This window comes from Acinetobacter sp. WC-743 (assembly GCF_000335555.1).
Classification (GTDB): domain Bacteria; phylum Pseudomonadota; class Gammaproteobacteria; order Pseudomonadales; family Moraxellaceae; genus Acinetobacter; species Acinetobacter bereziniae.
The window spans coordinates 1-13,019 of the sequence record NZ_AMFQ01000007.1 but is presented as its reverse complement, the minus strand read 5'-3'; the positions used below and the strand labels follow the sequence as shown (position 1 = coordinate 13,019).

The following is a 13,019-nucleotide window of genomic DNA, read 5'->3' as shown; positions in this document are numbered from 1 at the left end:
CTGATGTGTGCTGAGAAAACAGGAGGTTTTAACTTGGTAAACTATAGACACTCATCAGGAGTTTACCATGAGCAAGAAACAGAAGACTTACACCGCAGAATTTAAAGTTGAAGCAATAAAATTGATTGAAGCCAATCAAGGCAATGTATCGGAAACAGCCAGACAACTTGGCATTTCAATGCAAACTCTTTCAAATTGGAATAATAAAGCAAAGACTGGCACCTTAGCAGGCACTAAACAATATTCACCTGATCTAAATGCCTTACTCGAAGAAAATAAAAAGCTCAAACAACAGCTCAAAACAGCTGAAATGGAACGTGAATTTCTAAAAAAGGCAGCAGCGTACTTTGCGAAAGAAAGTCAGTAAGGTACGCCTATATGAAACAGCAAAGATATTTATTCCCGATTAGCTTTATGGCTAGATTACTTCACGTTTCAGTGTCACGATTTTATGATTGGCTAAAACGAGGCATGAATAAAAGATTGGTTCAGCGAAATCAACAGACAATTTTGGTCAAAATAGCTCATGAGGAAACTAAACAAAGCTATGGCTATATTCGATTAACTAAGCATTTACAAGCGCAAGGTATCAAAATCAGTACGTATGCTGTACGTCAAATAAAAAAGCTCAACCAGCTGTATTGTAAGCGTCATAAGCGTTTCAAAAGAACTACGAAGAGTGATCATAATCGAGCGATCTACGCAAATTTACTAGAGCAACAGTTTTCAATGACTAAGCCCAATCTTGCATGGTCAAGCGATATTACATACATTTGGACTGCTGAAGGTTGGTTATACTTGGCAGCAGTAAAAGACCTGTACACGAAACAAGTGGTTGGCTATAGCTTAAATGAGCGTATGACCGCACAACTTGTTTGCAATGCACTGACTATGGCGATTCGTAATCAAAAACCAACGAAAGGCTTAATTATTCATTCGGACAGAGGCAGCCAATATTGCAGCCATGAATATCGAAAGATACTGGAAAAATGTGATTTTCAAGGTTCAATGAGCAAACGTGGGGACTGTTACGATAATGCACCGATTGAAAGTTTCTGGGGCATACTCAAGAATGAATTAGTGCATCATTGCAACTATAAAACCAGAGATGAAGCTAAAGCAGATATTACAGAATACATTGTGTTATTTTATAATCAGCGAAGAATTCAAAAGAGTTTGGATTTTAAAACGCCAAATCAAATAGCAGAGAACTTTTATCGGTTAGCTGCCTAGCATATCCCAAGTGAAAGTCTCCTGCTAATTCAGCACATATCAGAGCTTGATATTGCAAAGTTTGGATTACTACCGAGCTGGGCGAAAGAATTGAAGTTCAGCAGTCATACTTATAACGCCAGAACTGAGTCTGTAGCAGATAAGCCTAGCTTTCGACATGCTTGGAAGTACAGCAAGTTCTGCCTAGTCCCAGTACAAGAATTTTATGAGCCGAAATACATCAATGGCAAGCCACACTGGTACACCATCAAGCGTAAAGATGATCAGCCTTTTACTGTTGCAGGGATCTATGATGATGCAGTGATTAATGGCAATAAGGTACGTTCCTTTTCAATGTTGACCATCAATTCGGACCATCACCCTTTTATGAAACAATTCCATGCACCGAAGGATGAGAAGCGATCCATCATCGTTATTCCAGAACAGTACAGAAAAGACTGGCTAACAGCCGATCATGAACATGCGCATGAATATTTCTTTCAAATGCCCGATGAATTCGTCACATTTCCACGCGATGAGCAGAAACAAAACGTCTTATTCTGAGCATCCTTGTTTATCCACAACTTTTTAAATTTGAATTTTAAACGCTGTTAGTAATATCCTATTTAAACAAATTCTACTTCCAAACACGCCTCGTAGCGTAGGAGTATCTCATGTCTAAGAAGTTGCCTATTTACTTCTCTGACGACGCATGGTCATCTTTACAAGAGCTCATGGGTCCAGAGGGTAAACCAAGTCCTACCATCAACACCGTGCTTGAACAAATCGCTGTTCAAAATGAGCTTGTTGAAAAATTAGGGCTTACTGCTGTCCTACCCAAATCCAAAGTATCTATTCCCGTCTCTTTAGAGCGTATTCCTGCAGGTCCGGCCTTCAGCACCAAGGATGAGCAAGACAAAGCACTCGATCTGAATGAGTTCCTGATTCACAACCCTATTTCTACTTTTATTGCCTATGTAGACAGTGAATCCATGCTCGATGCTGGCCTAGAGATTAATGATCCAATCATTATTGATCGCAGTATTGAAGCCAAGCATTACGATATCGTGGTTGCCCTGATTGATGACAATGCCTCAACCATTAAGCGGCTGATGATCACCAATAAGATGTCCAAGTCTGAAATCAAAGAAATATTTGGAGATGAAGATTATCCGCTTCCAGAACTTTGGTTGAAGGCTGAAAATTCGAATTACAATCACATCATTCCTGATGATAGTCAGACCATATCAATCTGGGGTGTGGTGACTTTTAATTTAAAGCGTATTTATCACCGCTCATAAAAAGAAGAATAACCATGCAAAGTGAAAATGAAATATTCGCGTTAGTCGACGTGAATAATTGCTACGTCTCGTGTGAGCGTGTGTTTAATCCTGCCTTGAATGATCGCCCAACCATTGTGCTCAGCAACAATGACGGCTGTGCCGTGGCCAGAAGCCAGGAAGCGAAAGACTTAGGCATCAAGATGGGTGTTCCTGTATTCCAAATTAAAGAGCTGATCAAACAACATAACATTCAGGTGCTATCCAGTAATTTCTCCTTATATGGCGAAATGTCCAAGCGCTTTATGGAGCTGCTTGGGGACTATGTTGCACCAGGAGATCAAGAGGTCTATTCCATTGATGAATGCTTTCTGAAGCTCACAGCTTACGAGCATCTATTTGACCTGACTGTATATGCTCAAGACATGAGGGCTAAGGCTTGGCGTTGGTTAGGCCTACCCTGCTGTATTGGAATTGGTCGCTCTAAAACCGAAGCCAAGATTGCCAATCATCTCGCCAAGAAAAACAAGTTCTTCAATGGGGTCTGTAATCTGGCCCATATGGACCCATGCTCTACAGAAACGCTACTCGCGCAGGTTGATGTGTCTGAGGTTTGGGGCGTAGGCAGACAGAACTGTAAGAAGCTCAATACTATGGGTGTTCAATCTGTGCTGGATCTGATCAATGCCAATCCTAAAGAAATCAAAAAGCAGTTTAGTATCGTGATGGAAAAGACGGTGCTTGAGCTACAGGGCCTTTCTTGTATTGACCTTAGTGATGATACTGTAGCGAAGAAGCAAATCATCAGCAGCCGTTCATATGGCAACCCAGTGTATGAAATGGATGACATTAAAGCTTCGGTTCGGCTTTATGTGGCCAGAGCCGTGAAACGAATGCGGGAAGATGGCTCAATCTGCAAGATGATCGGCGTGTATATCCAAACCAGTCGCTTTGATAAGACAGAGCGCTACTCGCCTTACATCGTCGTTCAAATGCATGAGCATACGGATGATCTACTGCTCATCACCAAGGCCGCGATGAAAGGCATCGATCAGATATTTAAGAAAGGCTTTAAGTATAAAAAGGCGGGAATCGTGCTGCTCGAAATTACAGATCAATCCAAGTTTGTGCCCGATCTATTCACGGACTATTCACATAAGCAAGAGCGAGAAAGGCTTTCAGATGCCATCGAAGCCATCAGTGAACGGTTTGGGAAGAATCTCGTCACGCTAGGCATTGCCAACAATAAAGAAGCCACATGGCACATGAATCAAAACCTTAGATCACCTTCGTATTTAACCAAATGGTCTGACTTACCAAGAGTAGGATAAAAACATGCACTTATTTAAATTAACTGACGAACAACTCGCACAAATTCTTATCCCGAAACGATTTGTACCACCTACTCCACCTGAACATGAAGGCAAGAATATGGTCTATGTATTTGATAGTGAGGATAAGTTTGAACTGACTTATGATGAGCTGGTGGAAATCATTAGCAAAGCTAGAATGGCTGGTCCGAAGTTGATACCTGTCTTAGGCACCGTGAATTAAATTGTGCAGTGTTCGCACGCCACTTGAAACATAACTTGATTGGAAATGAATTTGGGCTGAGAAAAATTCAGTTCAAATTTAACCTGACGGGCACACTAAAAAATGGGTAATTGTCAGATCGAGTTTGGACTACAACACTTTAGCTCATCGATTTACCAAAGTGCTAATCTTTACACTATTGTCTAAAATCCAGTGACCAAATTGTGATGCTAAAGCTTTTAAATTCCCTTTATTATGAATCAAAGTTAGTATGATGCTTTTCATAAAGACAGTTTACTTATAACCAGAGAGATTTTTAAACAATTCCCCTTTTAGTTTGCTTAGGCTATTTCAACCAGAGTTCATCTTTTTGCATCATTTTTAACATTAAATTAAATATAACCAGCGGAGTAACATTTTTTTTGTTAGAGCCGACAACTCTTTGAAAACTAAATTTAACGGTTCGCTCAGGAGCATCCAAATTAACTGGGTAGTTTTGTTTTTCTAAATACAGATGATCTCCTAACATTGGCTCTATACCAGTAATAAAATTAACAATTTGTTGCTCATCACCTTTCATTCGGCATTGAAAATGTAGAAAATTCTTACGCAGTTTTCCAAATAATAATAATATTTTAAGCGCCTTAACCATGTTCTTTTCTTTCAGTGCATCTTGCTGCCTATCATCTTTATAATGAAAATCAAGGAGAGGAATTATTTCATCTGGACGAGTCAGTTTTTTAGCCTTTTCGTAAAGTTCATCAAACCAACTCTCTTCTAAATTCTTACTATAAACATAATTCGTTTTTAAATTAAATTTTTGGCGATCCATCCATTTAGTGCTCATCCATTGACATCGTTGCATCCATTCTTGAGCTTGGGTATCTTCGCTTAAACGACCTTCTCTAAAACTTATCAAACGTTGAAAAGGTGTCAGAGTACTCTTCTCTATACTAAACTTCTTTTCTTGTCGGCCAGCCATCGTAACTGGCTGTGTTTGCTGATAAGAATTAAACCATTTCTGCTGCTGAGTATAACGATTTAGGTTTATGTAGTCTGTACTTGACTTCACTGGACTAAAACACTGTTCTAATACTTTTTTTGAAATGATACACGGCGAATTATAAATTCGATCGACTGCTAATAAATCCAAAACATGAAGGTAATTTGAAGCCGTTTGCTCAATACTGCTATGCCCCATCCAAGAGGCGAGCACCTGCCATTTATGTTGAATAATCTCTTCTTGAGCACGTGCTTTCATACCAAACAATAAATCCCTCATCTTTTTTGCTTTTACCCAAGGACAATCTGTGTAGGTCTTGATCATTTCTTTTGAACCGAGCAAAGTTATTGCTAGATAGTTAGCAGCACTGTGGCGTAATGTATGAAAACTAAAGCCATGATGCATACCTAATATTTGACTAAACAAATCTACTGTAATTTTGCTGATACATTGATCAGTTAATACACGATGATTCACACTAAAAAGTAGATCATCCTGCTGATTAACCAAATATTGCTCATAACGATGTTGTATGTAACGTTGTACTACTAAAAACTCATGTTCTGACAATGCAATTTTCAATGGTATTTGACGATTCGCACTTCGCGTTTTCAGACGGCGATATGAATTGTCTTGGATATGAAGCGTGATATTATTAAAAACTGTATTTTCTTTTTCTTTATAAAGTAGCTCTGGGCAAATAATATCTTGTATTTTAAGACAACGAACTTCATTTAATCGAAGTCCAGTTCTATAACTTAGTAAATACATCAGCTTTAAACAACTCAGATGATCGACCCACTCTGATGCCGTTGGCTCTTGACTTAAATTTTCTAGTTTTTCCAATAATTTGCCAAATAGCAAAGGACTCACTAGCCGTGCATTGCAAATTTGTAAATGCTTAAAACTTGAATTCTGTAGCACCAATACCCCTGGAGCATCATAATTCTCTATACAGAATTGATGAAAATCTTTTAGGCGACCAAAACGGTATTCTGCGCTTTGGTGCATCTTACGAGAGGTTTTTCCTTTCACCGAATCTCGTTGAACTGCTTTTTCATCACGTTCACTGCTGTATTTCAATAGCTGCCGATATAAATCCTCATAGTCATCTATGGATTGTTGCTTTAAATCTAATTTATTGAGCCAAATCTCAAATATAAATTCTTTGCCAAACGATCCTAAGTAGCTTTCAATAGTTGATAATTGAAGCCCTCGTTTTTTTAAATGCATTAACCAGTGAATTAAGCGTAGTTGAGCATCAATTAAAGACTTTTCCTCTGTATTAGCATCAACTATCTTCTCCTCTAACACCCTTCTAGTTTCTTGCCAAAAACGTAGCGTGCGTTCTTCTTTATTCCTCTTTTTATCTAAACGCTCAACTTTTTGACCTTTACGTTTCTTTTGACCAAACAACATCAACTCATACGGAATCGTTTGTAATTTGCTTTGAACAGTCGGAACTTCAGGAAGTAACTGCTCTTGTTCAAAATGAATAGGGCGATTATCTGGTTCTGTGACTTGATTGTAATCATTATTCCACAGCAATCTAAATTCGGATGGCCTTAAAGCAACAGTATTAATCTCTTGCTGAAGCACATTACTCAAAAATATATCTATGCTGAGGTTTGGATTAAATTCGAGTACCATTTGCACATCATTAAATGCACGAAATCCACGGCGTTTAATTTGATATTGCAGATCCCCAAGACTTTTTTTCCTGCCTATCTTACTCAAGCTTTCTAAAATACAATCTTCAACTGAATGTTGCAGACAAAATTCTTTCTGAGTAGCTTTCAACTTTTTTAAATATTGCAAAATGAACTGCGCATATGGGTTAAAAAAAACATGTTTCCATTGGTACAACTTTCCCTGTTCTACATCGTTGCCATATTGAGAGTTTTCAACACGATAATGTAGTAACAATGGATTAGTGATTTTTTTGTAGTCCGAATGGTATAACCGAAAACAATTCAGATCTGTACCAAGCTCAATGGCCTCCTGCAATTGCTTCTGAATAGCAATCAAATGCTGTTCATCTGCACAGCCTGAAATATATATAAAACTTAAGCATAAATTTCCCCATAAGTACTTTGGTTCATTCCAATATTCAAATGAATCTTGCCAATACTGCCTTAATTCCTTAAGTACATGGATATGTAGATGCCCCTGTTCTAACCGTGACTCTGTACTCTCAATTTTTCTAGGCAGTACGATCCGTTTAGTATGTGGATTTAGCTTAATTCTGTATGATTTTTTATCTACATTCTGGTTGAATTGCTTCCTTCTTTTATTAAATTCATCTTCAGTAAATTGCATCAGTTTTGATTGTTCGTCTCGGCTCAACTTTTGACTCAAACAATCAACACTATCTTTAATGTCATGCCATTTTTCAGCGATCTGCTGATCAAGTTTTTGCTGCATTTCTTTCGTCAATACTTCAGGTGGAGAAGGCTGTCTATCTAGCGACTTTTTCACCATTTTATGAATATCAACAAATAGATCATCTAGTTGTGGTTTTATTAGTTCTTTGATTTTTTGCATACAACTATTTTCGCTCTAAGTGTTTAATCGATAAAGATTTGACATTATCTTGCAATTGCTGGCGGGCTTGCTGTACATAGACATTCGGGATAAGTGAAGAATGCGGATGAAAAGCCTCTCGGTCACGTTGGTCATGACCATACAGGGCCTGAATTAAGTGAAAAGCTAATGCTGGTTTACCCTCTTGCTGCTCATGCATCAAAAAGTTCATGTCAAAATGACGTAACCAATTCGAATACATATTCTTTGGAAAGACTCCTTGCATATATGAATTCACCCATTTTCTCGATAAAGGGATTAACTTAATTTTCCTGCTCTGCCATTCTTTGACAGTTATCGGCAAGATATCTTTACTAAAAATGACCTTACCAAAAAGATCATTTACAGTTATCTTCTTCTTTGCAAAGACTTGTCTAAAAAATGAACCGTACGCTTCAATAATTTGTTCTAAAAAGGCAGTGTAATTTTGCAGTGTTTTTATGAAAAAATCAGATAAAGGGATAAAACGACCATCTTTTCTTGCTTTACTATTTTTTTTATCATTCACATATAAAAGCTTGAGCTCAACACAATAATCATCCAAATTCCCCAACAGGTTTTTTTTAGGCCGACTTGCCAAACTCAACAAACTGATATGCCACATCCAACACGCATATGCATTAAGTTGATTAATAATGTGCTTATCTTCTTGGATGTTTTCGTGACAATGTCTATGTAAAATATGGAATTGCTCTTTCACAAAATTGGGTTCAAGTGCCAGTTGGCTCCCTATCCTTCCTATAGATAATGCAGATTGCACTTTGAATTGTTGTTGCAATATTTTTAGTTCAGCCGTGTCTTCAGTAAAATGTGTGGAATGTGGTGTAAGTGCTTTTTCTAAAAAGGCTAGATATGTGCTACTGAGTTGAGTTTTCGGTAGCCCGCCATAATAGATACCAGGCATGTGATGCTGACTATCCCGCCCAGCAATTACATGAGCAAGATATTCATTATATGTTTCATAATATATATGAAAATATAATTGAGCCTGCAGTTTTTCTACAGTGATCGAACCTACAAACCGATTATCAAGCCAATTCTTAAGTTTCGTATTAATGTGTGTTGATGAAATTAGTGGATTCGATGCTTGTTCTATATAGTCAAACCAAGCAGAAGGTAAATGTAGTTGATGTGTCATCACTTCATTCCACCGCACATGATTTAAGCTCTTAATCTTCTGCTCTGTAATTTTAAGATTTAATTTGAGTAAATATTCGCGACGTCTACTTGAACCATTCTGGATCAAAATTCCATCTTGAATAAGCTCGTTAAAATCCATCAGTGCGACGGGTGATAATCCCGTCAAAAGTGACAATAAACATGCTGCAGCGATTGCAGCATCCCTCCAGTGCCCGGATAACTCGGTTCTCAACACATAAACAATTTGCTTCAGTATATCTGGCGCCAAATAATGTGGATTTGTAACAAAAGGAGCATGACGGCGCTGGCGATGCCGCATTAGATGCGTCGCATTATCGCTGAGTATATAATTTAAATTTTTAGACTTTTCATCTTCTGAATAAAACTCCATTTCAGGATCTAATAGATCAACTTCACCCTCTTCATCTTTGTGAAGAGCGGCATCATAAATACTGATCTTTGCGTTATGTCCAATATCTACTTGCTTACCCGTTTTAATTTCACGAAATTTTTTGAGTTCATTTTTCGTCGGCCATTGCAAAACTTTACTTTTTTTTGACTTACGCTGACGATGAACAACACGACGATCATCAAGTCTTTTAAAAATTATTAATAGAGCCGATAAATACTCTATGGCTTGTACTTGTTTGAAATCTTTAATATTAAAAAGTTGATTACGATCCTCCTTTTTCAAGTTACGTTCGTACATGACATAGCGATTTAGTAGCTCACTGCATTCTTGAAATAATTCAGCATGATTAGAATCCAGAACATATCGTGATACATAGCGAAAGAGATCACAAACATGTTTTTGCTTATTCTCAGCTTTATCAATTTTTGCAAATTCTTGATACTGCCGATATGTTAAAAAACTCGCTTGTAGAATCAAATAACGTTCAGACGACAGCTCTTGAGTATTACTAGTAGTCGGGCATGCAAAATAACTTAAAGAAGCTAGATAATAATATTTACCTAATTGTCTAGAACTAGATATATAGCCATATATCTGTTGTGCTTCCTTATATAGAGCATGGGCTTTTTCACGTAAATCATCTGATAGATCGACAAATTGTGTATTCACAACATGATTGCGTAATAAACAATAATCTTTTTGGAATTTTTCTGCTAAATCTAAGAATTGCTCTTCTGTTTCAATCTTTGGCATATTCGCTTTCGCTTAATTTTTTATCAAATTGCATTGGTTAAATTCATTACGATCTGAACAATTTGGTAAAAGTTGATCTTTTATTGAACTCTTTGTCAGCTTAAAAAATCTAGCAAAAAATTTAGCATCCAGCTCTTTCTGAGCTTTTCTCTCAAAGCACAAGTGTTGCTGTGATTTTTCGATAAAATCATCAAGATTATGTATCAACTGTAAGATTGCAACATAATTAGAATGTACACGTAAGCATGGCTCCGTTTGCATTAATAGCAATATTTTTTGCCAAATTTTCACATAGATTATTTTGAACTTTGCTTGTACTACTACTTTCTGGCTCTGTTTAATCTTTTTGATTTTCAGTAGTTCTGAGTTAATTTTTACTATCTTAAATTGAACATTTTGTCGCTCAAAGCAAAAGGGCATGATAAATTGCCCCATAAATATCTCTATATTTTTTACTAAATAGTCAAATTTTAACATTTTTATCGATATAAAAAATGAGCATATCTTTGTATATTAAAATTCATTTAATTTATCAACTAAATTTTCTCAAAATTACAATTATCAACAAATACATATGGTTTACTTATCATGGGTGGTCTAAATTTTAAAAATTCTTCCACTTTTTTTTAGTTTTCTGTTATTACATGAAACAATACCGTTGTATTACATTTTGAAATGCTGTGTATGCAGCATTGATCAAAAAGATTCTCTGCTATACTTACTTCACGTGTAGCATCAATGGAGTTTCGAAATGCTCAGAACCACTGAACAGAAAAAAAAATATATTCAAGCGACACGTGCGCAAAACTATCAAGCCAGCCTAAAGCTTGAAGGCATTACAACGACAGCTCAAACAACTCAACAAAGTAAAGCTGAAATCTTGCAAAAATATAAGAAGTATTCGCAACCCGAAACTTAGTCAGGTGCATGTATGGATAAATATGGGGAAATGGGTGACAGCCTGTATTGTTACCCTGGCACAAATATCCTAAAGAACAAACTCAATATTCATGATGAACAAATTTTAGAACAAGCTGAACTAGAACTGTCTGGATTGGCAAGTAACTTAATTGAATATGCTGAACCACCTTACGACTTACAATACTTAAAATCAATTCATGCGCAGCTCTTTGGCGACTTATACGACTGGGCAGGAAAGTTAAGACAAATCGATATTTCCAAAGGTGACACCCGTTTTTGTAATTTTTCCCGTATTGAAATTGAAACCAATAAACTACTCAAAACGCTTCAAGAAAAAAAATACTTTCAAGGCTTAGCACCACAACAACTGATTCCTCAACTTGCCGACTTGTATTGTGAGCTTAATGTCATACACCCATTCCGTGAAGGTAATGGACGTACACAACGGATTTTCTTTGAGCATCTGATTGCTCATTGTGGTTATGGTATTGATTGGTCTCGCATTGACTCTCAACAACAATGGATTCAAGCCAATATTGAAGGTTTTTATGGTAATTTAAATCCATTAATTAAGATTTTTGAAATATGCTTTATTCAAAATACCTAAAATTTAAGTAGTCGAAGCCCACAATCCTTAATGAGCCATCATCTTTGCTTCAATCCACTGATTAATTTCCCAAATAAACCAACAATCACGATTCTTAGAAATCTTAATACTCTTCGGGTAATTTAGGATCGTAATATTCAGATTACTTATCCAGAATTGAATAGATCGTTAACTTAGATAGACTTTTAAGCAATGTAACTTGCCGCATGTTTATCAACATATGTCTCAAAAAAGTCTGCCCATACATAGATTTATGGCGTTTAGTGCTTAAATTTCAGATTAATCTTCGTCTGATGACCTTGATATGTGCTGAATTAGCAGGAGACTTTCACTTGGGATATGCTAGGCAGCTAACCGATAAAAGTTCTCTGCTATTTGATTTGGCGTTTTAAAATCCAAACTCTTTTGAATTCTTCGCTGATTATAAAATAACACAATGTATTCTGTAATATCTGCTTTAGCTTCATCTCTGGTTTTATAGTTGCAATGATGCACTAATTCATTCTTGAGTATGCCCCAGAAACTTTCAATCGGTGCATTATCGTAACAGTCCCCACGTTTGCTCATTGAACCTTGAAAATCACATTTTTCCAGTATCTTTCGATATTCATGGCTGCAATATTGGCTGCCTCTGTCCGAATGAATAATTAAGCCTTTCGTTGGTTTTTGATTACGAATCGCCATAGTCAGTGCATTGCAAACAAGTTGTGCGGTCATACGCTCATTTAAGCTATAGCCAACCACTTGTTTCGTGTACAGGTCTTTTACTGCTGCCAAGTATAACCAACCTTCAGCAGTCCAAATGTATGTAATATCGCTTGACCATGCAAGATTGGGCTTAGTCATTGAAAACTGTTGCTCTAGTAAATTTGCGTAGATCGCTCGATTATGATCACTCTTCGTAGTTCTTTTGAAACGCTTATGACGCTTACAATACAGCTGGTTGAGCTTTTTTATTTGACGTACAGCATACGTACTGATTTTGATACCTTGCGCTTGTAAATGCTTAGTTAATCGAATATAGCCATAGCTTTGTTTAGTTTCCTCATGAGCTATTTTGACCAAAATTGTCTGTTGATTTCGCTGAACCAATCTTTTATTCATGCCTCGTTTTAGCCAATCATAAAATCGTGACACTGAAACGTGAAGTAATCTAGCCATAAAGCTAATCGGGAATAAATATCTTTGCTGTTTCATATAGGCGTACCTTACTGACTTTCTTTCGCAAAGTACGCTGCTGCCTTTTTTAGAAATTCACGTTCCATTTCAGCTGTTTTGAGCTGTTGTTTGAGCTTTTTATTTTCTTCGAGTAAGGCATTTAGATCAGGTGAATATTGTTTAGTGCCTGCTAAGGTGCCAGTCTTTGCTTTATTATTCCAATTTGAAAGAGTTTGCATTGAAATGCCAAGTTGTCTGGCTGTTTCCGATACATTGCCTTGATTGGCTTCAATCAATTTTATTGCTTCAACTTTAAATTCTGCGGTGTAAGTCTTCTGTTTCTTGCTCATGGTAAACTCCTGATGAGTGTCTATAGTTTACCAAGTTAAAACCTCCTGTTTTCTCAGCACACATCAG

The 13,019-nt window shown here is 36.9% G+C and carries 10 protein-coding genes and 1 pseudogene; 7 read left to right on the top strand and 4 right to left on the bottom strand.

Annotated features, from left to right (window positions below; genetic code table 11):
* Positions 1–67 precede the first annotated feature (67 nt).
* The 5 genes and pseudogenes from ACINWC743_RS00705 (at position 68) to ACINWC743_RS00685 (ending at position 4,046) form a co-directional block, all read left to right on the top strand.
* Positions 68–1,233 (top strand): IS3-like element ISAba21 family transposase gene (locus tag ACINWC743_RS00705; RefSeq protein WP_085947548.1). Its coding sequence is split into 2 segments (ribosomal slippage): positions 68–326 and positions 326–1,233, totalling 1,167 coding nucleotides; the frame shifts between segments, so codons are not numbered across the junction.
* A gap of 42 nt (positions 1,234–1,275) precedes the next feature.
* Positions 1,276–1,776: pseudogene (locus ACINWC743_RS00700) on the top strand (SOS response-associated peptidase); the annotation flags it as partial.
* 110 nt (positions 1,777–1,886) lie between these two features.
* A complete protein-coding gene (locus tag ACINWC743_RS00695; protein WP_000038641.1) occupies positions 1,887–2,513 on the top strand; it encodes a LexA family protein in 627 nt (208 codons plus the stop codon).
* A 14-nt stretch (positions 2,514–2,527) separates the two neighbouring features.
* Positions 2,528–3,823, top strand: coding sequence for a Y-family DNA polymerase (locus tag ACINWC743_RS00690; RefSeq protein WP_001190352.1), 1,296 nt, complete (start codon positions 2,528–2,530; stop codon positions 3,821–3,823).
* Between the two features lie 4 nt (positions 3,824–3,827).
* Positions 3,828–4,046, top strand: a complete 219-nt coding sequence (locus ACINWC743_RS00685) for a hypothetical protein (protein WP_000550047.1) — start codon at positions 3,828–3,830, stop codon at positions 4,044–4,046.
* A gap of 325 nt (positions 4,047–4,371) precedes the next feature.
* Here ACINWC743_RS00685 and ACINWC743_RS00680 read toward each other — a convergent pair whose 3' ends face one another.
* The 3 genes from ACINWC743_RS00680 to ACINWC743_RS00670 are packed head-to-tail and all read right to left on the bottom strand — an operon-like array spanning position 4,372 to position 10,393.
* Entirely contained in the window at positions 4,372–7,572 is a 3,201-nt protein-coding gene (locus tag ACINWC743_RS00680; protein ID WP_006582679.1) for a site-specific integrase, read from the bottom strand.
* A gap of 4 nt (positions 7,573–7,576) precedes the next feature.
* Positions 7,577–9,916, bottom strand: coding sequence for a hypothetical protein (locus tag ACINWC743_RS00675; RefSeq protein ID WP_002058482.1), 2,340 nt, complete (start codon positions 9,914–9,916; stop codon positions 7,577–7,579).
* A gap of 12 nt (positions 9,917–9,928) precedes the next feature.
* Positions 9,929–10,393, bottom strand: a complete 465-nt coding sequence (locus ACINWC743_RS00670) for a hypothetical protein (protein WP_000911011.1) — start codon at positions 10,391–10,393, stop codon at positions 9,929–9,931.
* 274 nt (positions 10,394–10,667) lie between these two features.
* On the opposite strand from ACINWC743_RS00670, the gene ACINWC743_RS23670 reads away from it, so the two are divergent.
* Positions 10,668–10,835, top strand: a complete 168-nt coding sequence (locus ACINWC743_RS23670) for a YhfG family protein (protein WP_002125865.1) — start codon at positions 10,668–10,670, stop codon at positions 10,833–10,835.
* Positions 10,836–10,847: 12 nt separating this feature from the next.
* On the top strand, positions 10,848–11,444 hold the full coding sequence (locus ACINWC743_RS00665) for a putative adenosine monophosphate-protein transferase Fic (protein ID WP_004826955.1): 597 nt from the start codon (positions 10,848–10,850) through the stop codon (positions 11,442–11,444).
* Between the two features lie 342 nt (positions 11,445–11,786).
* On the opposite strand, the gene ACINWC743_RS00660 is transcribed toward ACINWC743_RS00665, so the two are convergent.
* Positions 11,787–12,952 (bottom strand): IS3-like element ISAba21 family transposase gene (locus tag ACINWC743_RS00660; protein ID WP_085947548.1). Its coding sequence is split into 2 segments (ribosomal slippage): positions 11,787–12,694 and positions 12,694–12,952, totalling 1,167 coding nucleotides; the frame shifts between segments, so codons are not numbered across the junction.
* Positions 12,953–13,019: the final 67 nt, after the last annotated feature.

Excerpts from the sequence above, each read along its gene's own strand:
- ACINWC743_RS00695 (WP_000038641.1), top strand. The coding sequence starts at position 1,887 with ATGTCTAAGAAGTTGCCTATTTACTTCTCTGACGACGCATGGTCATCT.
- ACINWC743_RS00690 (WP_001190352.1), top strand. The coding sequence starts at position 2,528 with ATGCAAAGTGAAAATGAAATATTCGCGTTAGTCGACGTGAATAATTGC.
- ACINWC743_RS00685 (WP_000550047.1), top strand. The coding sequence starts at position 3,828 with ATGCACTTATTTAAATTAACTGACGAACAACTCGCACAAATTCTTATC.
- ACINWC743_RS00680 (WP_006582679.1), bottom strand. The coding sequence starts at position 7,572 with ATGCAAAAAATCAAAGAACTAATAAAACCACAACTAGATGATCTATTT.
- ACINWC743_RS00675 (WP_002058482.1), bottom strand. The coding sequence starts at position 9,916 with ATGCCAAAGATTGAAACAGAAGAGCAATTCTTAGATTTAGCAGAAAAA.
- ACINWC743_RS00670 (WP_000911011.1), bottom strand. The coding sequence starts at position 10,393 with ATGTTAAAATTTGACTATTTAGTAAAAAATATAGAGATATTTATGGGG.
- ACINWC743_RS23670 (WP_002125865.1), top strand. The coding sequence starts at position 10,668 with ATGCTCAGAACCACTGAACAGAAAAAAAAATATATTCAAGCGACACGT.
- ACINWC743_RS00665 (WP_004826955.1), top strand. The coding sequence starts at position 10,848 with ATGGATAAATATGGGGAAATGGGTGACAGCCTGTATTGTTACCCTGGC.